Source organism: Streptococcus sanguinis SK1 = NCTC 7863 (assembly GCF_000194945.1).
Taxonomy (GTDB): domain Bacteria; phylum Bacillota; class Bacilli; order Lactobacillales; family Streptococcaceae; genus Streptococcus; species Streptococcus sanguinis.
Genome location: NZ_GL878511.1, coordinates 265,691 through 285,864 on the forward strand (window position 1 = coordinate 265,691; position 20,174 = coordinate 285,864).

Below are 20,174 nucleotides of genomic sequence, written 5' to 3' on the forward strand. Positions count from 1 at the left end.
CTTTTTCTCTTAAGAAGCCCGCTTCATGAGGGCATCAAACCAACGATCTGGCAAGATAGCATGCAAGAATACCAAAGGTTTAGCTCCCATACCTACTAAGTAGCGGGTTTTAGGGCGATGGCTGTTGACTGCTTTTGAAATAGCGTTTGAAATAACTTTAGGATTTGACATCATATTGCCAGAGTATTGCTTACGCATCCCTTCTGCTGCCTTGGTGGCTGCTACTTCATAAGCACCACCTTTAGCTGATTCGGCCAGTTTGTCAGCAGCGATGAAGCCCCAGTCCGTTTTAATACCGCCTGGTTCGATGATAGAGACATCAATGCCATAATCAGACACTTCCATACGAAGACCATCTGAAAAAGCTTCGAGAGCATATTTGGTCGCATGATACCAAGCACCAAAGTAGGATGTCAAACGACCACCCATTGAGCCCACATTAATAATGCGACCTGATTTTTGGTTACGCATATAAGGAAGAACGAGTTGTGTCAAGCGAGCTAGACCAAAGATATTGACTTCGAACTGCATCTTAGCTTCTTCAATCGTTACATTTTCAACTGCACCATAGGATCCGTAGCCAGCATTATTGACTAAGACATCGATACGATTTTCTTTCTTGATGATGAGATTAAGAGCTTCTTTAATGCTAGCTTCATCTGTAATATCCAAACTAACTGGTGTCACGCCAAAGGCTTCAAGTGGTTTCATGGCATCCACACGGCGGGCAGCGCCATAGACAATATGACCTTCTTTAGCAAGTTGTTCAGCAGTTTGGTAACCGATACCTGATGAAGCGCCTGTGACTAAGATAACTTTTTTGTTTGACATGTTCATTTCCTCTTTTGTTTCATTTGATTGATGAGACTATTATACGATACAGAATCCGACAAGAAAATGACAGATTCTGACACGCCAATGACAATTTACGCCAAAAATTCTGGTAAAAAACAATCTGCCTCATTCTATCCATTTTCTGTTATAATAAACTGTTAGAAATTTCTATGAAAGGTCTTCTTATGTCAAATCTTATCAAACACAAACGGGTGGAATTTAGTGAGCTTTTTTATGACTTGGTTTTTGTCTACGCGATTTCCAAAACGACTGCCCTCATTCATCACCTTCACCATGGGGTTCTATCTCTAGATGCTATCTTTGGCTTCCTTATGACACTTCTGGTTCTGGTCAATTGTTGGATGATTCAGACCGTCTATACTAATCGCTATGGGAAAAATTCTCTTTTTAATATGGTCGTCATGTTCGTCAATATGGCCATGCTGCTCTTGATATCAAACATGATTACTAATGACTGGCAGTCCTATTTCCATGCCTTCTGCTGGACGATTGGGACACTGACCTTGACCTTATTTTCCCAATATCTGGTTGAATATCTTCGAAAATCTACCACGCCGGCCAATCGTAAAAGCATCAAGGGGTTTCTTTGGATGACTGGTCTCAGAACTGTCCTGGTCTACCTAGCTGCTCTCTTACCAATTCATCTTGGGATTCATGTCTACATGACTGGGATTCTCCTAACCTTTATCATGCCCGTCCTATTGACTCGAAAAGTTTCCCATTTTCAAATCAATCTGCCCCATCTCATCGAACGCATTTCACTGCTGGTCATTATTACCTTTGGTGAGATGATTATGGGTCTAGCAGATTTCTTTACACTGGAACATTTTTCCATTCATTCTATCCTATACTTTATCATCATGGTCAACCTCTTTATGAACTATTTCGGTCAGTTTGACCATGCCATTGATGAGAAAGGGGAGAATAAAGGAATTTTCCTAATTTATAGCCACTATCCGATTTTCATCGGCTTGATTATGATCACTGTGTCTATGAGTTTCTTGGTAAACCCTGAAGCCCATCACCTCTTTGCGACTAGCTTCTTCTATGCTGGTATCGGACTCTTCCAATCTGCGGTCTTGTCAAATGGTCGCTTCAACAAGAGTTACCTCCGCTATAACAAGTTCTTTTATGGGTTCCAAGCAGGAATCTTCCTTGTCGGACTAATTCTTTCCCTTCTTTTCTCAGCCTATCCAACTGTTGTCATTTCCATCGCAACCTTGATGACCTTAGCAATGGAAATTCATTTTACTCATTTTTATATGGCACAGACCAAGAAATTCTCAACACCTAATTGGGAATTGTTCTAACAAAAGACCTTGAGAAAATTTACTCAAGGTCTTCTTTGTATTTGATAACAATAGCATTTTATTGTCTGATGCAGACTTGATTGAAATCTCCTGCAAATGCAATAAACAAACTAATTATTTCACAACGATATTAACAAGTTTATTTGGTACGCTAATGACTTTTACAACTTCTTTGTCGGCGATTTCAGACTTGATTTTTTCATCTGACAGAGCGATTTCCTGCAGTTCCTCACGGCTCAAGTCCTTAGTTACGACTAGCTTAGCACGAACTTTACCCTTGATTTGAACAACGATTTCGACCTCTGCTTCGACCAGTTTGCTTTCGTCATAAGTTGGCCAAGTTACATAGGAAATGCTCTCGCCAGTTTGAGCGACTGCCTGCCAGAGTTCTTCAGCCAAGTGCGGTGCAAAAGGCGCCAGCAATTGGATAAAGCCTTTGGCATATTCGACATAGAGCTTTTCTTCCTTGTTGGCTACATTGACAAAGATCATGAGGTGGGCAATGGCTGTGTTAAACTTGAGCTCCTCAATCTGCTCTGTGACAGACTTGACCGTTTCATGGTAGACCTTGTCCAAAGCTCCGCTATTTTCAGTGACCAGCTCCTTAGAGTTAAGGAGACGATAAACCCGATCAAGGAACTTACGGCTGCCTTCTAACCCTTCTTCGCTCCAAGCGATAGATGCATCCAGCGGCCCCATGAACATTTCATAGACACGAAGGGTATCAGCACCGTATTGCTCTACTACATCGTCTGGGTTGACTACATTCTTCAGAGACTTAGACATCTTAGCAGGCGCTTGCTCCAGTTCTTCTCCAGTTTCGATATTGAAGAAAGAACCATCGCGTTTTTCCACCTTGTCAGTTGCCACAAGTGCTCCACGGTGATCACGGTAGCTAGTCCCCAAAATCATCCCTTGGTTAAAGAGTTTTTGGAAAGGCTCTTTGGTAGGTACCACTCCGATATCATAGAGGAATTTATGCCAGAAGCGAGCGTAGAGGAGGTGGAGCACAGCGTGCTCTGCGCCACCGATGTAAATATCGACTGGCAGCCAAGCCTTGAGCAGTTCTTCGTCTGCTAATTTCTCATTGTTGTGCGGGTCAATGTAACGCAGGTAATACCAGCTGGAACCAGCCCATTGAGGCATGGTGTTGGTTTCGCGGCGTCCTTTGACACCATCTTCCCGAGTCACTTCCAGCCAGTCAGTCAGATTGGCCAGAGGGCTTTCACCGGTACCAGAAGGGCGGATATCCTTGGTTACAGGCAGGACAAGTGGAAGTTCATTTTCAGGGACAGCCGTTGAGGTCCCATCTTCCCAATGAATGATTGGAATCGGCTCACCCCAGTAGCGTTGACGGCTAAAGAGCCAGTCGCGCAGGCGATAGGTGACTTTTTCATTTCCGACACCTTCCGCTTCCAGCCAAGCAACCATCTTTTCAATAGCGGCAGCCTTGTCCAAGCCATCTAGGAAGCCCGAGTTAATATGCGGACCGTCTTCTGTGTAAGCAGCATCAGCAACATTGCCACCCTCTAGAACCGGAATAATCTCCAAGTTAAACTGCTTAGCAAACTCCCAGTCGCGCTCATCATGCGCAGGAACAGCCATGATAGCACCTGTTCCGTAGCTTGCAAGCACATAGTCGGCAATCCAGATGGGGATTTCCTTGCCATTGACAGGATTGATGGCATAAGCTCCTGTCCAGACACCAGTCTTATCCTTAGCCAAATCAGTCCGAGCAAGGTCAGATTTGAGACTGGCTGCATGTTTGTAGTCTGCTACTGCTTGGGCTTGTTCTGCACTTGTAATGGCATCGACGAGAGCATGCTCTGGAGCCAAAACAGCATAGGTCGCACCAAAAAGGGTGTCTGGGCGAGTCGTAAAGACAGTGAAGTCCTTGTCTGTGTCCTTAATCTTGAAGGTTACATTAGCACCAGTTGATTTACCGATCCAGTTGCGCTGCATATCCTTGATAGACTCTGGCCAGTCCAGCTCCTCCAAGTCATTGAGCAAACGTTCTGCATAGGCCGTGATTTTCAGCATCCACTGACGCATAGGCTTTCGGACAACTGGATAACCACCGCGCTCAGATGTTCCGTCTGGCAGGACTTCCTCATTGGCGATAGCCGTTCCCAGCTCTTCAACCCAGTTTACTGGCACTTCAGCTTCATAAGCCAAGCCTTTTTCGTAAAGCTTTGTGAAAATCCACTGGGTCCACTTGTAGTAGTTAGGGTCAGTTGTATTGATTTCTCGGTCCCAGTCATACGAAAATCCTAGAGCATTGATTTGACGCTTAAAATTGGCAATATTTTCTGCTGTAAAGTCAGCTGGGTCATTGCCTGTATCCATAGCGTATTGCTCAGCTGGCAGACCAAAGGCATCCCAGCCCATAGGATGCAGGACATTATAGCCCTGAGCCCGCTTATAGCGGCTGAGGATATCTGTCGCCGTGTAGCCCTCCGGATGCCCTACATGGAGTCCCGCTCCTGATGGATAAGGAAACATGTCCAGCGCATAAAAGTTAGATTTGTCCTTGTCCGTACCTGTCTTAAATGTATGGTGCTCTGCCCAATATTTCTGCCACTTGGGTTCGATTTCTTTGTGATTATAATAAGCCATTCTTTTCTCCATTTTTTGTACTGTTTCTATTATACCATTTTCAAGGGATTTTGAAAGACGGAATCCAGTTTTCACTGACAAAAACTATAACTCATCTCTAAAGCGTTAGTCTCTGATTGACCTCTAAAATTAAAAGTTGTATAATTCTGACTGGAGGAATAATCATGAATTTACAAACTATTTTCACTTATGTTTTCTTTGTTATTTTTATTAGCACAGAAATGTGGATTAAAAATAAAACTAAGTCAAACAATGTAAACGACTCTGCAGATAAAGGGAGCCGCTACATCATTATCGGCAGTGTTATCTGCTGCTTATTTTTGATAAACGGACAATTTCTCGACTTTGTCCCCCACTTACCCAGCCTCACTATCTATCTTGGAATTCTCATCTCCCTAGCAGGGTTCGCATTGCGAATCTATGCAGTCAATTATCTCGGAAAAAACTTCACACTGGCCGTTCAGACAACCGATAGTCAACAATTAGTAGACCATGGTCCTTATGCTATTGTGAGAAATCCTGCTTATACTGGCAGTATCTTGTCTATCCTTGGTCTATCGATTACATCACTAAATCCTCTGACAATCATTATCAGTCTTATTTTACTGGTGGTAGGATATAGCATTCGACTTAGAGTAGAAGAAAAAGCTTTAGGCAATCACTTTGGGAAAAATTACGAAGCTTATTGCCAAAAGGTTAGATACCGAGTTTTTCCTTATATCTGGTAATCTCATTAAAAAACAAGCCGCCTCGTCAGCCTTATGGTTGAAAGGTGGCTTGTTTTATATTTTGCTTTTATTTATCCAAATCCCTGACATATTGGTCAACCGCTAGGATGGCACCTGCAATGTCAGAAGCTGAGATCTCAAATGGCATCTGATGGATGGTTTCGCCCTCAATCGTCGCTTGCTGACCAACTTTGAGCAAATCTTCATAGCTGGCATTTTCTAAATGCATTTCTTTCAGAGTTGTCGGCATACCAATCTTTTGATAGAAGCGAATATATTTTTCCAATTCTTCTTTAGAACGGTTTTCTAAGAAGAGCTGGGTCAAGGTTCCATAGGCTACTTTTTCGCCGTGGGTCAAGTGATGAATATCGCCTGTAAGAGCTGTAAAGCCGTTGTGGATAGCATGGGCTGCTGCTAAACCGCCGCTCTCAAAGCCGACGCCACTGAGAAGGGTATTAGCTTCAATGATATTTTCCAGAGCTGGGGTCACGACTTTTGCTTCACAGGCTGCAATAGCCTGCAGGCCATCTGCAAACAGGGTTTCTTCACACTTCTTCGCAATTGCTACACCAGCTAAGCTCTGTCTTTGTCCCAGCATGGTAGTGCCATTTTTTTGCTGGACGGCACGCGCCTCTACCCAAGTCGCTAAACCATCTGCAATCCCAGAAGCCAGAAGTCGTTTTGGCGCTCCAGCAATCACTTTCGTATCCACCAAGACTAGTTCGGGGTTTTTACTATAGAAAATGTACTTTTCAAAGGCGCCATCTTCTGTATAGATAACAGAAAGTGCTGAAGTTGGGGCATCTGTAGAGGCAATGGTTGGCGCAATGACCACAGGACGTCCTAGTATGTCTGCAATCGCCTTCGCACTGTCAATCGTTTTCCCACCGCCTAGACCAATAACTAAGTCTGCTCCGTCTTTTTCAGCCAGAGCAACGACCCGTTCTATTTCAGCGTCAGAAGCTTCTCCGTTAAAAGCGACATGCAGCACATGAAAACCATAACGAGTAAGATAGTCATGGAACTTCTCCCCAACAATCTGGTAAACCACATCATCACAAAGCAAGACTGGATGGCTTCCTAACTGAAGAATCTGTTTTGCATTTTCAAACAGGGCATTTTCTCCCTGAATATAACGAGACGGGCTTGCAAAAATTCTCATAGAACACCTCTTTCTTTTTTATAGATAGAGCATTATATATACCTTTTAAATGTATTCCTGATTGTGAATTGCTGACCAGTCAGTAGCAAAGTCATCTACTGCCTTAGCGATAGACGGCATGGCAAAGGCTGCTGCAAAGATATCTGGTCCAGCTGTAATGGCTTGAGCCCCATCAGCAAAAGCACGATTGATTTGTCCAACATTCTTAAAGGAAGCTGCCAATATTTTGCTGGCGGAATGATCCCGCTCAATCTCCTGAGCCAGCTGGCTGATGACAGCATCTGAATCAATATTGAGATTTTCCATGCGGTTATAGTAAGGAGCAAGATAGTCAGCCCCCGCTTCAATAGCTAATAGACCTTGAAAGGTTGTATAAATGGCTGTCGCTGTAATCTTGTAGCCCTCTGCTTTGAGAGTTTTGATAGCTGCTAGCCCAGCCGGTGTGACCGGAACTTTAATGTAGACAGCATCGCCGCATTTTTTTCGAATTTCAGCAGCATCTTTCAAGATTCCCTCATAATCCTTGGCAACAACCTGCACATGGATAGATGGACCTTCTCCTATGATTTCCCGAACAGCGCGAATCCGTTCAAAGAAATCTATTTTTCCTTCTTTTTTTGCGATGGTCGGATTGGAAGTCACTCCCGCCAAAGGGAGGACTTCCGACCATTTTTTTATCTCCTCTAAATTTAAGGTATCAAGCATGAATTCCATAAATTGGACCTCTTTTACAATGTGTGCTCCGTACGTCCAATAATATCATCTTGCGTCGCCTTGGAAAGCACATTGAAGAAAGCAGAGTACCCTGCAACACGAACAATCAAATCGCGGTGTTTTTCAGGATGCTTCTGAGCATCAATCAATGTTTCCCGAGAAACGACATTGTATTGGATATGATAGCCATGCAGACGGTTAAAGAATGTACGAAGCAAAGCAATAAGTTTCACTTTATCTTCTTCCTTAGACAGGGTCTGAGGATTGACTTTTTGATTGAGCAGAACGCCACCAACGATTTCGTCTGTCGGTAATTTAGAAACAGATTTCAATACAGAGGTCGGGCCGTTCTTGTCCATATTGTGGGATGGAGAGCAACCTTCAGCGAGTGGTGTTCCGGCATTGCGGCCATCTGGTGTCGCCAAAGTACCGCGACCTTGACCTACATTGGCTGAAATAGAAGATGTTCCAGAGTATCGGATACCGCCAATTGGACCACGGCCATAACGGGTATTTGGATATTTAGCGATTTCATCAACATAAACATCATAAGCATCTGTCACTAGCTTATCTGCGTAATCATCATCATTACCATATTTTGGTGCATCATGAATCAGCATCTCTTGAATTTCTTTACCACGCTCACCTGCATAGTCCGTTTCAAGTGCATGCCAGAGTTCAGCCGGAGTCAGCCTGCCTTCCTCAAAGACCAGCTTTTTGATAGCTGCCAATGAGTCTGATAGATTGGCAATACCGACTTGAAGACCGGAAATATAGTCATAGACAGCTCCGCCCTCTTTCAAATGCTTACCGCGTCCGATACAGTCATCTGTCAAAGCTGAGCAGAGGATATCCGGCACTTCTCTTTCAAGAGACAGGTCGATAGAATTTTCCACGATGACACTCATGCGGGTCAAGTGGCGCAAGGTCTTGTCCCAAGCCGTTTGCAGCTCAGCAAAGCTCTTCATATCTTTAAAATGACCGAAGCTTGGTGCAAAGCGCTTACCAGATGCCGGATCAATTCCATCGTTCATAGTGATGAGGAGCACCTTAGGGAAGTTCATGTAGCTCATACCTGTACAACGGTAGCCCCATTTACCAGGCACAGCAGTTTCCACACAGCCGATAGCACTGTAGTCGTAAGCATCTTCTTCCAAAACGCCTTTTGCGATAAAGGACGGAATGATGATTTCATCATTATTGAAGGCCGGCATACCGAAACCAAGCTTCATGACTTCGATACACTCATTCATAAAGCGAGCATCTAAGCCTGCATGATAACGAACAGTCAGATTCGGCTGAGGAAGATGAGTTTGAGCTACAGATTTCAAGACAAGGTAGGAAAGCGGGTTGACTGCATCTCTCTTATCTCTCGTTTGGCCACCGATTGTCACATTTTGATAAAGGGGACTGCCCGCAGATGAGAATGTGTGGGCCTGGCTGCGCACTTTATTAATGGTAATCGTCTTAATCCAAAGATTGGTTAAGCGTTCCACAATACTAGCCTCTGTCTCACGTCCAGCTTCCAAATCTGCCTTGACATAAGGATACATGTACTGGTCAAAGCGTCCATAAGAGAGTGAATGTCCGTTGGACTCAATCTGAAGGATACACTGGATAAACCAAACAGACTGAACAGCTTCAGCAAAGGTTGATGCTGGCTCGTACGGCACTTTAGAACAGATTCTAGCGATTTCTAAGAGCTCTTGACGGCGCTTAGGCTCTGCTTTTTCAGCAAGCTGATTGGCCAAGGCCACAAAACGCTCCGCATAAGCTTTCACAGCATCTACTACGATGAAAATGGAATCATAGAAGTGGTATTTGTCAATACTAGCCGGATCGGTCAAATCCAAGGCTTCCTTAGCTGCGCGAGCTTTTTCTTCAAAACCTTTCAGTCCATAGGCCAAGAGTTTTTGATAGTTGACCGCCAAGTGGGCATCCCCAGAGTTCATCTTTCCTTCCATGCCAAAGAAACCTGTTTCCATATAAACCTGAACTTCTTCTGGAAGTAAAGCTCCAGCTCTCGCACGGAGGTTATTGTTTTCCCAGAAAGGAGCAATACTGCGGAGCTGCTCTTTGGTTTCCTCTGTGATGTAGAAGACGTCTCCGTCCCGCTTCTCAAAAAGATCTAGTTCATTGAGTACAAACTCTAAAGTATACTCTGGGAAAATAGGCGCGTCTTTATTAGATGAAGCCTGATTACCGACGATCATCGTTTCATCTTCGATATAAAGCGTCATATTTTCCAAAATCTCTTTGAGCATGTAAGCACGCTTCAACACATTTGGCTTTTCCTTATGCTTATCATAAGCCTTGGTAGCTAAGACAGCGCGTTCTGCATCAATATAGGGCTTTTTATTTAAAACATCTTCCCGATACTTATCCATCCGCTCTGTTAAGCTGCCAAAATAGGCTGTTTTTATTGTTGTTTTTTCTACTTCTTTTACTTGGATCATTTGGCCATAACCTTTCTTATGAAATTTAATTTATTTCTTTCGTAACTATTGTAACATGCAAAATCTTAGAATTCAATCATTTATAGGCGATTACTGAATTAAAGATTTTTTGCACATTTGTGCCATCTGAGCCAAGAAACTTTTGTGTTTTTATCCATCAAAATCAGATTATTCTTCATTTTTCAATTCGTTATTGTAGGCAATCTTATCCTGAAACTTCACAAATGGGAAATAGACAAAGGCGGACATGGCTAAGATGACAATTTGAATGACTGCCCCTTGCCAGCCAGCGACCATAAAGCCAGAAATGATAGCCGGTGTACTCCAAGGCAAAGTCACACCTGCGAATGGCTGCATAAAGCCGACCGCAATCGCCATGTAGACAATCAAAGCGGCTAGAACCGGTACCAAAACAAAGGGCAGGAACATGACCGGATTCATCACAATCGGAAAGCCAAAGACAACTGGCTCGTTGACATTAAAGATTGCCGGGAAAGCAGCAACTTTCCCCAGGGCCTTATACTGCTTGGACTTGGCAGCAAAGAGCATGGCTACGACCACTCCAAAAGTGATACCGGATCCCGATAAGATAAGAAAACTATCCAAAAACTGCTGGGTCACAATATGAGCGCCTTGACTGACAGACAGCTTATCTGCAGCAAGCAGGGCTTTATTGGCATCCAGATTTGATAACAGCAAGGCTGTTACGACACCATTGACAACGGACTGCCCATGGACGCCGAACCACCACAAGAAAGAAATGAAGAAAGCAATACCGATAGCTCCATACAGAGAGCCTGTCAGACCTTGCAGAGGCACCTGAATGACATCGTAAATCATCTCAATAAAGGTACCGCCACCTGTCACTATCTTGGCAATAATGTAAACAAGCATTGACAGCAAGAAAATAACGAAAGCAGGAATCATGGCTTCAAACTGCTTGGCAATCGCTTGAGGAACCTGCTCTGGCATTTTGATGACAATATGCTTTTGAATGAAAATCGTATAGATACTGCCAACTGCCAGACCAATGAGAATGGCTCCAATGATTCCTTGTCCGCCAAACCAGACCTTGGCAATCGCATCTGCAATCGCCTCACCCTTTTCTGGTATGTAGGAGGATTTCAAAAGGATAAAGAAAGAAGAAAGAGACAGCACCCCTGCCGGCAGAGGCTCTACACCGCTGTTCTTGGCATAAGAATAGCCGATTGAAAAACAGGAAATCAGCCCCATAATGGCAAAGGTTCCTGAATAAACCTGCATAAACGGTTCTGTCCAGTCAGCCCCAAACACACCAGCAATGGCTTGATTTAGACCTTCAAACGGCAATTGCCCTACAATCAAGAATAGACTTCCCACAACTGTAAGAGGCAAAATTGCCAACATACCGTCTTTTAAGGCGATAATCCCGCGCATATTGACAAACTTCATAATCGGCGCAATGATTTTTTGAGTATCCACTTTAGACATAACGAAGCTCCTTGATTTTAATGTTTATCCAACAAACTCAAAGCGAGATTTAACACTTTTTCGCCATCTAGCATACCGTAATCAGCCATCGGAATAACTGCAATCGGAGTATGGCAGCTGTCGCAAATAGCTGTAGATTTGTCTAGTGTATAGGCTACCTGCGGGCCTAATAAAGCGACATCCAGATCCGCTGCATAATCAGCCAACTTAGCCTGAGAGTAGGCTTCAATCTCAGCTTCCAGCCCTTTTTCAGCTGCAGCTATCTTCATATTGTTGACCAACATTCCTGTTGAAAAACCTGCCGCGCAAAACAAACCAATCTTAACCATCTTTTCATCCTCCTGATGATTTATTTTTCCCCTTGTAATTCTCTTCTCAAGTCGATGATTTCTTTGATGAGGTTAATCTCTGTAATGCTAGTCATCAAATGATCTTGAGAATGAACAAACAGCGCTGTAATCTCTGTTTTCGTTCCTCCAGCTTCCTGAGCTAGGAACTTGGTCTGCAAGTTATGGGCCTCTAACAGCGCCTTATCTGCAAGCTCAATCTGCTCATCACATTCTGAAAACTTACCATCTTTAGCTAGTGATAAAGCTTGATAAATATGCTGCTTGGCATCACCAGCGTCTAAGATAAGACCCATGATAATTTGATCTGCTACAATCATTTCCATATGTTACAATCGCTCCTATCTTTATGATTAACAAAAACTTGTTCTTTTGTTTGAAAGTGATTTATTTTTGTTTGTAACTAGAATGTATCACCTTTATCTCAGTCCGTCAATATATTATAGAACAAATTAGCTTATTTAAATTATTTTGCACATTTGTGCAGAATAAAAACTCCCCCATAAAGGACAGTTCTGTACAGCTGTATTCATCTGCGATTCAAAGGCACTCTATTAGATAAGAACGATAAGCAGATTCGGCACAAAAAAGAAGCAGCAGCTATTTGCTTCTACTTCCTCATATATGCTATTTTAAGAAACCGAAACTTATCTTTTTATACGGCCTTCTCAATTTCCTTTGCCATTTTACTTTTCCGCAATTTCCTCTGGAGGATGTATTTCAATAAAACAGCAGGATTCAGACTGTAGGATAATTGCCATTTAAAATAATTCATCCACTCGATGACAGCAAAAAACCAAATTGCTAAAGAGATTATGGATGTGGGAAATTCACTGTAATTTAAAATAATTATCAGGGCCCCTACACCTAGTAAAATAAGGTCTAAGATCTTTAGTATTCTGTAAATCTTGCCTGTATATCTTTCAGCAAATCTTGGATTGGAAATCCTTTTTATCAAAATCCACCAGAAAACAGAGCCCTGTATCAAAATAAAACTCAGTACAAACAAGGAGAAAGAAATAGAAATCAAAGCTCCAGTAGTAAGAATCCATTTTTTGAGAAGGAAAAAATTCATCCAAAATACTAGCACAGCGACTAGCTCCCCTGTGGCTAAACTAGTCAATTTTCGTTTCATTGGCTTTTTCAAATCAAGAATCCACCTCCATACATAGCTGCTAATCCACTATTAAAAAATAGAATCCCTAAATTCCGTCTTGGAAATCTCTTGCACCTGAGATTCCACTGACATCAAGAAGTGAAGAAACTCCTATCTCCATCCAAGTCTAGCATTTTTAGAATCGTCGCTTCATCTGTCACCAAATGATTAACATAGCCAGCTCGCAACACTGCTAAGATGGCAGCAGATTTTTGACTGCCATAGGCAAAGGCCAAACTAAGCGGCACCTTTTTCAAATTTTCCAAAGAGATGGCAATCGTTCGATTTTGCAAATGCTGGTAGACCATCTCCCCTTTTTTATTAAAGAAGCGGCAGCAGATTTCTCCAACAGCATCCTGACTCTCTAGAGCAAGAAAATCCTCCGAGGTCAGCATGTCCAACCATTGACGATTTCTCGTGTCAACCTGCCCTCCAATACCAACCACAGCCACATCCAGCTCCTGCCAGCTACTTTTCAGATCTTCAAAATATTTAGAAGCCAATATTCCATTTGTCAGCTGCTCATCTTCCTGAATAATCGTGGAATTCATAAAACGGCAGTCCCCATGGTATTTTCCAGCCATGCTATAGATGAGGGTGTTCACATGATAGCGTGCATGGATATGACTCGGTCCACCTGCCAAAGGAAAGAAATGGACATTTGTCAAATGCTTGCTGCTGGAGTGCTCTACTAAAAGGCTCAAGCTCTTGCCCCAAGAAAATCCCACTTTATCATTGTCTTTAATCAGGCTGCGTAGCATACCTGCAGCAGCTTGAGCCAACCTCTCTTCCAGGTCTGCTGGAGATTCATCCACTAAATTACTGACAATTTCGATTCCCTTGAGCCCGTATTTTTCTTTTACATAGTTTTCCAAATGGAACAAGCGAGTATCAAAGTCTTCAATCTCAATCTTTACAATGCCCTCTTTTTTCGCTTCTGCCAACATTCGGCTGATAGTGGTACGATAAATCCCTGTCTCAGCCGCAATGTCAGACTGGCTTCTTTCTTCGATATAGTAGAGATAAGCAATTTTTGCCAATAGTTTTTTTCTTTCATTTTTCATCTTATCTCCTTCTCTGCTAGATCAGAGTCAGTTTGATATCCGCAGCTTTCAAGCGCTCAACAGCTTCTTTCGGAATCGCCTTGTCAGTCACCACTTGGGCAATCTGTTTGAAGCCAAATCTCTTTACCGTACCTTTTCTGGTAAACTTACTTGAGTCCGTCAAGACAATCATCCGGTCAGATGCCTCTGACATATACTGCACAACCTCACTCCGCATCAAATCCTTGCCTGTAAAGCCTAGATTTTCATCATAGCCATCTGTTCCGACAAAAGCATGTTCTACGTGGAAAAACCGAATCATTTCCTTGAGAAGAGGCCCTACTGTCACTTGAGAATCTTTCTGAAATTCTCCGCCCAGTAAGATAATTTTACAAGAATCAGTTTGTTTTATATAATCCGCAATAAAATAAGAATTGGTAATAATCTTGACATTCTTCTTCGTCCGGCAGATTTCCTCAGCTAGCAAGGCACAGGTCGAACCTGATTCGATCATAATGGTTTCATTATCCTGAACGATTTTTGCTGCTTCCTGGGCAATTCGGCGCTTGGTATCATAATGAAAGGAAAGTCTGACATTCAGATCATCGCCGCTATTTAAAACAGCATAGCCATGCTCTCTGCGCAGCAGACCTTTGGTTTCCAGCTTATCCAAGTCCTTGCGAATCGTTACTTTGGACACTTTTAAGCGGTCAGACAAAGTATTGACATCGATTCGTTCAAATTCAGATACTAATCTAACAATTTCATCTAAACGTTCCATTCTATCACCTCTGCTATTATTGTAACAAAAGACGCCTTAAAAATAAAATAAAAATAACTTTCATTCGTAATTGTTTTTCTTTCTAAAATAAGTTATAATGATTGTATCCAAAGGAGGCCTGAGTATGGAAACAACAAAAGGAATTATTTTCAACATCCAACATTTCAGTATTCATGATGGACCAGGGATTCGTACAACGGTTTTCCTCAAGGGCTGTCCTCTGCGCTGCCCTTGGTGCTCCAATCCAGAATCACAGCAATTCAGACCCGAGCCTATGCTGGATGCTACTACCAAAAAAAGCATCACTATGGGGGAGGAAAGAAGTGTCGAGGAGATTATCAACGAAGTCCTAAAGGACAGAGATTTTTATGAAGAATCTGGCGGTGGCCTAACCTTATCTGGCGGAGAGATTTTCGCCCAGTTTGAATTTGCCAAGGCCATTCTCAAAGCGGCTAAGGAAAAAGGGATTCATACCGCTATTGAAACAACTGCCTTTGTAGAACATGAAAAATTCGTGGATCTCATCCAGTACGTTGATTTTATTTATACCGACCTGAAACATTATAACTCTGTCAACCACCGCAAGGTGACTGGAGTAAAAAACGAATTAATTGTTCAGAATATCCACTACGCCTTTACTCATCAAAAGACGATTGTTCTCCGCATTCCTGTCATTCCAGATTTTAACGACTCCTTAGAAGATGCAGAGCGGTTTGCGACTTTGTTTAATGAACTATCCATCAATCAAGTCCAGCTGTTGCCTTTCCATCAATTTGGCGAAAATAAATACAAATTACTTGGCCGAAAGTATGCCATGAAAGATGTCAAGGCCTTGCACCCTGAAGACTTATTTGAATACCAAGATGTCTTTTTGAAGCATGACATTAATTGTTATTTTTAGTCTTTAATTTTCAAACACCAAAAAACAAGCCACACTCTCAGCCCTGCGGTTGAAAGGTGGCTTGTTTTGTTTATTCTCCAAATAGTTTGAGTTTGCTTTCAATTTCCTGATAGACCAGACTGGACTGCATACCGACAGCTGCAGCGCTGTCGCGACAATACTGGAGCAGGAAAGTGTAGTATTTGTAGTAGAAGCTCAGGTCATAGCCCAGCTTACCCAAAATGGCTAGCTGCTCCTCAAAACCTACAATCAAGTCTCGGAACCACTGCTCATTCCAAGTCATGGAGATGCTATTTGGCCGCAAGCGATAGTAATAGAGCGGTTCATTGAGGTAGATAATCTTCTCTGACTGAAGGTACAGCTTATAAGTTGTGAAGGCATCTTCGGCCACTCGGCCGACTGGATAGCGCACTGTATCAAAGAGCTCACGCTTATAGAGCTTAGCCCAGGCACAGAGAAAGACACCGTCTACCATGCGACGTCTAGGGTACTCCTCGATTATCTCTTCTCGCGTATAGAGGGTTTCAAAATGCTCTGTCGAATAGTAGAGGAAGGCTGAATCCTCAGCACGAAAGCTACAGTGGTGACCAATAGCAATGTCCGCATCATACTCCTTGAGCTTTTCATAGAGGCGGGCAACATGCTGCTCAGGCAGCCAGTCATCCGAATCCACAAAAATCAAATAGTCTGCACTAGAGTGCTCAATCCCTGTGTTGCGGGCACCGGACAAGCCTTGATTGTCCTGATGAATAAGACGAATCCTCGTATCCTGGTCAGCCAGCTCTTGGCAAATCTGACCAGAAGCATCTGTTGAACCATCATTGACTAGAATAATTTCCAGATTTTGATAGGTCTGACGACAGACGCTGTTCACACATTCTGCTAAATACTGCTCAACATTGTAAACAGGGATGATAACACTGATTAATTCCTGAGACATGATAACTCCTATTCTTTTCCTGTCTTTTTATTATACATGATTTTTTAGGTTTGTGAGGTATTTTTGGAAAATAAGTTTTTAAAGGGTAGTTTCCGTTTTTTAGACATATTTTGATTCATTGTTCAATTGTTTTATTTTTACACTTATAAAAATCTTCCGTCCTTTATTTTGTGCTATACTCGAATTAGGGATTTTAAGGGAGATTAGGAAATGTTTGGATTCTTTTTCGTTGCATTTGTGGCTGTCTTTGGCATCGTCTTTTTTATCAGTTATAAGCTACTCGAAGACAGGGAAGATACGGACTCGGATTGGTCGTCCAGCCAAAGCCCAGAGCCTGACTATTTCCAGCAAACCCAGACTGCCCCTTGGGAACTCAAATACAACAAGGGAAAACAGGGAGAGTACCAGCTTGGTCAGGTCCTGAACCAGCTCTATGGCTATAAAAAGATCTTGTACAATCTCTATATCTTCAAAGAAGATGGCACTACCACTGAGATTGATGCCTTGCTGATTCATCCATCTGGGATTTACATTTTTGAGTCAAAAAACTACAAGGGCTGGATTTTCGGCTCAGAAAATCAGCAATACTGGACTCAGGTTCTTTCTGGTGGCCGCGGAAAATCTTACAAGCATTCTTTTTTCAATCCCATTATTCAAAATAAAGTCCATCTCAGATGGCTCAGCTACTATCTCAACCAATACACGCCAAATCTATATTCCTATATCATCTTTGGCAATGACTGTCAGCTTAAGGAAATCCATCTAAACAGTGACAGGCATAAGGTTATTCAGACCTGGCAAGTGATAGGAGCAATTGACCGGCAGGCCTGCCAAAGTCAAGTCTACCTGTCGCCCGAGCAGATTGACGACCTCTATCGTATGCTCCTGCCCTTGACCAAGCGAAAGCAGGTCGTCAAAGAGCGCCATATTAACAGCATTGCTCAGAATAAACAACGTAGAGAAGCAGAAAAGATCTGTCCTCACTGCCAGCATGGATTGGTGCTCCGTACAGCATCCAAGGGTTCTAGGGCTGGTCAGCAATTTTGGGGCTGCTCCAACTTCCCAAGATGCCGCTTTACTCAAAAATACCAAGAGCCTGTCTGCAGTCCGCCCGCTGCGCAAGCACCTAACCTTGGACAGCCTGCCGTGCAAAACCTAAACCAAACACAAAGCAACAGCTAGAATCTGCTGTTGCTTTTTTGTAGATTATTTTCCCTCTAGCTTGCAAAACTAAGATTTTTTCTTCAGGCCAAGGAAGCCAGCTCCCAGTCCTAAGATCCCGAGTCCAAGCAGATTCGTCAATAGACTGCTTTGGCTGCCGGTCTTAGGCAGTTGTTTGGAAGAAGCTTGTTGAAGAGTTGACTCTTGAGACGCTTCTTGAGGATCCGTCTGGCCGCTTGTTTTGTAGGTCAGATTTTCTGCTTGGCTACTCTTTGGATCAGGGCTTGCAGGAGTTTGCTGCTGGGCTTGATTTTGGGCGACCTGCTCCATATCGGCCAGCGGCACGATACTCTTCATAAATACATCTTGTGAAATGGCCCTTTCTTCGACTGCATCCTGAATACCAGTAAGGCTGACAAAATAGTAACGCGCCCAATCCTTGGTCAGTCGCTGAATACCAGCCAGACCAGCTCCTGGATACCAGAGCGGCTTACTCACTTCCTCAGCAAATTTCCAGTCACCGCCAACTTGAATACCAAGCTTGGCATCTGGATCAGATTTTTCAGAAATACGAGCTTCTACGGAAACTAAAACAGCCCGAATGGTTTGAGGATTCGGAATATCACGGGCTTGATCAGAGCCCCAGTGGGCAACCCGATCCTGCTTAGGTAACACCTCAATAGCTGTTCCCCCGCCAGCCAAGGCTTCCTGCCGTGCATCTCCTACATAGCTGGACATATTGCCCTTGAATTGAGAAACCCATTGAACCCCTTGAGGGTGATCCACAATTTTCTCCCAAACATTGGAGTCCTTCCGAAGGACGAAAGCCTGCATGTTACGAATATCCGCCCAAGCATTGCTGGCCTTATTGTCCGTCATTTCCATCACAACGCCCCAAGGATCAAATTCGTTCATCCATTTGCCGCGTTCCTTGTCAAAGACAGCCTTCGCTTCTTCGTCGGTCATCCCTTCGCCTTTATAAGCAAGGTAGTACCAATCAGCCGCTGGGTCATAAGTCGGACGACCGCCTAACACGACAGCTCCACCATTAAATTGGCCAGGACCGCCATTAGGACCGCGCTTTTGACGCTCCCCATTTTCTTCAACGACATTTTCCTCCGACCAAACCCAGACATCCCCTTGATTGGCTCCCATCTGAGCAATGGCGCGCTGCTTCTGCTCATCGGACATGACCTGACTGGCTGGCAACTCGCTAGCGGCTGTAGCCGATTCAACCTGATTTGCAGGAACTGCTTGGGGTTCAGCCACAGCTGGATTTTCAGCCTCAGGACTTGCTTGCGGTGCTGGAGAAGCCGGCGTTTCAGCCACTGCGGCAGAGGCAGGCGCAACATCTTCTGCTTTAACTCTTGAGACAGCTGTAAAAGCTGCAAAGGACAAGAGGGAAGCGCATAGCAGCAAGCCACTTCCATACTTGGCAGCAGAAGCAGATTTTGCTAGGACTTGCCAAGAAAACTTATTATTCATATCATTCTCCTTTCATAAGGTGCAGAGTCGAGCTTAATCAATGAAATATGCAGACCGATTCGCTGCTCTTAGGCTTCATTGATTCTGAATAACAAATAATCTCCCTGCAAAAACAAGTTTAGGGCAGAGGATTCCCCGCGCTCTTGTATATCTTATACCAGTCAGCCCGAGAGAGCTCAATATCAAAAGCAGCCACCATTGAGCGAATTCGCTGCGGATTCATGGAGCCAACAATCGGCTGCATCTGAGCCGGATGGCGCAAAATCCAGGCGAGAACTAAGGCTTCAAAAGAAACTTGATAGTCTGATGCAAAGGCATGCAGAGTTTCTGTAAGCTGAGCATATTTAGGATGCTCCATAAAAAGTCCCTGATTCAAGTCGACCTGAAATGGTGACCAAGGCTGAATCGTGATATGATGCAATCGACAATAGTCCAGTACACTACCATCCCGAACGATTGCCAAAGGATTGAGCATATTGGCATTGAGCCCAGCGTCCAGCATCGGAGTATGGGCTGGACCAAACTGTAGTTGATTGGCAATCAAGGGCTGCTCCACACTTTTCTGCAGCAGCTCGATCTGATAAGGGTTTTGATTGCTGACTCCGAAATAGCGGACCTTCCCAGCTTGGTGCAGCTGTGAGAAAGCTTCAGCCACCTCTTCCGGCTCCGCAAGAGCATCTGGCCGGTGCAGGAGGAGCACATCCAGATAGTCTGTCTGCAAACGCTCCAAGCTGCCTTCAACCGAGCTGATGATATAATCCTTAGAAAAGTCAAAATGGTAGTTGGTGTGAACATCCCGCAGTCCGCACTTGGACTGGATGAGAACTCGGTCCCGGGGAATCTTAGCCGAGCGAAGAGCCTGCGCAAACTTGGCTTCAGACTGGCCGCCAGCATAAACATCTGAGTGGTCAAAGAAATTAATTCCCACTTCTAATGCCGTTTCAAGAACGGAAACGACCTCTTCAGGAGCATGCTCTGCCAGACGCATACAGCCCAAAACCAGCTGACTGGCTCCTTCCAGTTCATTTCCGACTGTCATATATTTCATC

The 20,174-nt window shown here is 43.7% G+C and carries 18 protein-coding genes; 4 read left to right on the forward strand and 14 right to left on the reverse strand.

Annotated features, from left to right (window positions below; translation table 11 throughout):
* Window positions 1-9: 9 nt before the first annotated feature.
* Window positions 10-837, reverse strand: coding sequence for an oxidoreductase (locus HMPREF9378_RS00630; RefSeq protein WP_002901581.1), 828 nt, complete (start codon window positions 835-837; stop codon window positions 10-12).
* Window positions 838-1,019: 182 nt separating this feature from the next.
* Here HMPREF9378_RS00630 and HMPREF9378_RS00625 point away from each other — a divergent pair, with 182 nt between their 5' ends.
* Complete coding sequence (locus HMPREF9378_RS00625) at window positions 1,020-2,165, forward strand: low temperature requirement protein A (RefSeq protein WP_032910654.1); 1,146 nt, start codon at window positions 1,020-1,022, stop codon at window positions 2,163-2,165.
* Between the two features lie 114 nt (window positions 2,166-2,279).
* Here the strand turns inward: HMPREF9378_RS00625 and leuS are convergent, their stop codons facing one another.
* Window positions 2,280-4,781, reverse strand: a complete 2,502-nt coding sequence (gene leuS, locus HMPREF9378_RS00620) for a leucine--tRNA ligase (protein ID WP_032911385.1) — start codon at window positions 4,779-4,781, stop codon at window positions 2,280-2,282.
* A gap of 164 nt (window positions 4,782-4,945) precedes the next feature.
* Between leuS and HMPREF9378_RS00615 the strand changes: the two genes are divergently transcribed.
* On the forward strand, window positions 4,946-5,509 hold the full coding sequence (locus HMPREF9378_RS00615; protein ID WP_002901585.1) for a methyltransferase family protein: 564 nt from the start codon (window positions 4,946-4,948) through the stop codon (window positions 5,507-5,509).
* A gap of 67 nt (window positions 5,510-5,576) precedes the next feature.
* On the opposite strand, the gene HMPREF9378_RS00610 is transcribed toward HMPREF9378_RS00615, so the two are convergent.
* From HMPREF9378_RS00610 to HMPREF9378_RS00570, 9 genes are all read right to left on the reverse strand, one after another.
* A complete protein-coding gene (locus HMPREF9378_RS00610; RefSeq protein ID WP_002914442.1) occupies window positions 5,577-6,671 on the reverse strand; it encodes a glycerol dehydrogenase in 1,095 nt (364 codons plus the stop codon).
* 45 nt (window positions 6,672-6,716) lie between these two features.
* Window positions 6,717-7,385 carry a fructose-6-phosphate aldolase gene (locus HMPREF9378_RS00605; protein WP_002914447.1) on the reverse strand — a complete coding sequence of 223 codons (669 nt, stop codon included), beginning with the start codon at window positions 7,383-7,385 and terminating at the stop codon, window positions 6,717-6,719.
* Between the two features lie 14 nt (window positions 7,386-7,399).
* Window positions 7,400-9,841 carry a glycyl radical protein gene (locus HMPREF9378_RS00600; protein ID WP_002914448.1) on the reverse strand — a complete coding sequence of 814 codons (2,442 nt, stop codon included), beginning with the start codon at window positions 9,839-9,841 and terminating at the stop codon, window positions 7,400-7,402.
* 168 nt (window positions 9,842-10,009) lie between these two features.
* Window positions 10,010-11,311: a PTS sugar transporter subunit IIC gene (locus tag HMPREF9378_RS00595; protein WP_002896657.1), complete on the reverse strand. Its 1,302-nt coding sequence runs from the start codon at window positions 11,309-11,311 to the stop codon at window positions 10,010-10,012.
* Between the two features lie 17 nt (window positions 11,312-11,328).
* On the reverse strand, window positions 11,329-11,640 hold the full coding sequence (locus HMPREF9378_RS00590) for a PTS sugar transporter subunit IIB (RefSeq protein WP_002896658.1): 312 nt from the start codon (window positions 11,638-11,640) through the stop codon (window positions 11,329-11,331).
* A gap of 20 nt (window positions 11,641-11,660) precedes the next feature.
* Window positions 11,661-11,984 (reverse strand): PTS lactose/cellobiose transporter subunit IIA, encoded by a 324-nt coding sequence (locus HMPREF9378_RS00585; protein WP_002896659.1) that lies wholly within the window; start codon window positions 11,982-11,984, stop codon window positions 11,661-11,663.
* Window positions 11,985-12,313: 329 nt separating this feature from the next.
* A complete protein-coding gene (locus HMPREF9378_RS00580; RefSeq protein ID WP_002914449.1) occupies window positions 12,314-12,805 on the reverse strand; it encodes a hypothetical protein in 492 nt (163 codons plus the stop codon).
* A gap of 101 nt (window positions 12,806-12,906) precedes the next feature.
* Window positions 12,907-13,878 (reverse strand): sugar-binding transcriptional regulator, encoded by a 972-nt coding sequence (locus tag HMPREF9378_RS00575; RefSeq protein ID WP_002914450.1) that lies wholly within the window; start codon window positions 13,876-13,878, stop codon window positions 12,907-12,909.
* Between the two features lie 16 nt (window positions 13,879-13,894).
* On the reverse strand, window positions 13,895-14,638 hold the full coding sequence (locus HMPREF9378_RS00570) for a DeoR/GlpR family DNA-binding transcription regulator (protein ID WP_002914451.1): 744 nt from the start codon (window positions 14,636-14,638) through the stop codon (window positions 13,895-13,897).
* 124 nt (window positions 14,639-14,762) lie between these two features.
* Between HMPREF9378_RS00570 and HMPREF9378_RS00565 the strand changes: the two genes are divergently transcribed.
* The gene (locus HMPREF9378_RS00565; protein WP_032911390.1) at window positions 14,763-15,539 is read left to right on the forward strand and encodes a glycyl-radical enzyme activating protein; all 777 of its coding nucleotides are present in this window, start codon (window positions 14,763-14,765) and stop codon (window positions 15,537-15,539) included.
* 70 nt (window positions 15,540-15,609) lie between these two features.
* On the opposite strand, the gene HMPREF9378_RS00560 is transcribed toward HMPREF9378_RS00565, so the two are convergent.
* Window positions 15,610-16,479 (reverse strand): glycosyltransferase family 2 protein, encoded by an 870-nt coding sequence (locus tag HMPREF9378_RS00560; protein ID WP_002901596.1) that lies wholly within the window; start codon window positions 16,477-16,479, stop codon window positions 15,610-15,612.
* Window positions 16,480-16,689: 210 nt separating this feature from the next.
* Between HMPREF9378_RS00560 and HMPREF9378_RS00555 the strand changes: the two genes are divergently transcribed.
* Complete coding sequence (locus HMPREF9378_RS00555; protein ID WP_002901598.1) at window positions 16,690-17,661, forward strand: nuclease-related domain-containing protein; 972 nt, start codon at window positions 16,690-16,692, stop codon at window positions 17,659-17,661.
* Between the two features lie 48 nt (window positions 17,662-17,709).
* Here the strand turns inward: HMPREF9378_RS00555 and HMPREF9378_RS00550 are convergent, their stop codons facing one another.
* Window positions 17,710-19,125: an LPXTG cell wall anchor domain-containing protein gene (locus tag HMPREF9378_RS00550; RefSeq protein WP_002901600.1), complete on the reverse strand. Its 1,416-nt coding sequence runs from the start codon at window positions 19,123-19,125 to the stop codon at window positions 17,710-17,712.
* A 118-nt stretch (window positions 19,126-19,243) separates the two neighbouring features.
* Window positions 19,244-20,173 (reverse strand): aldo/keto reductase, encoded by a 930-nt coding sequence (locus tag HMPREF9378_RS00545; RefSeq protein ID WP_002901601.1) that lies wholly within the window; start codon window positions 20,171-20,173, stop codon window positions 19,244-19,246.
* Window position 20,174: the final 1 nt, after the last annotated feature.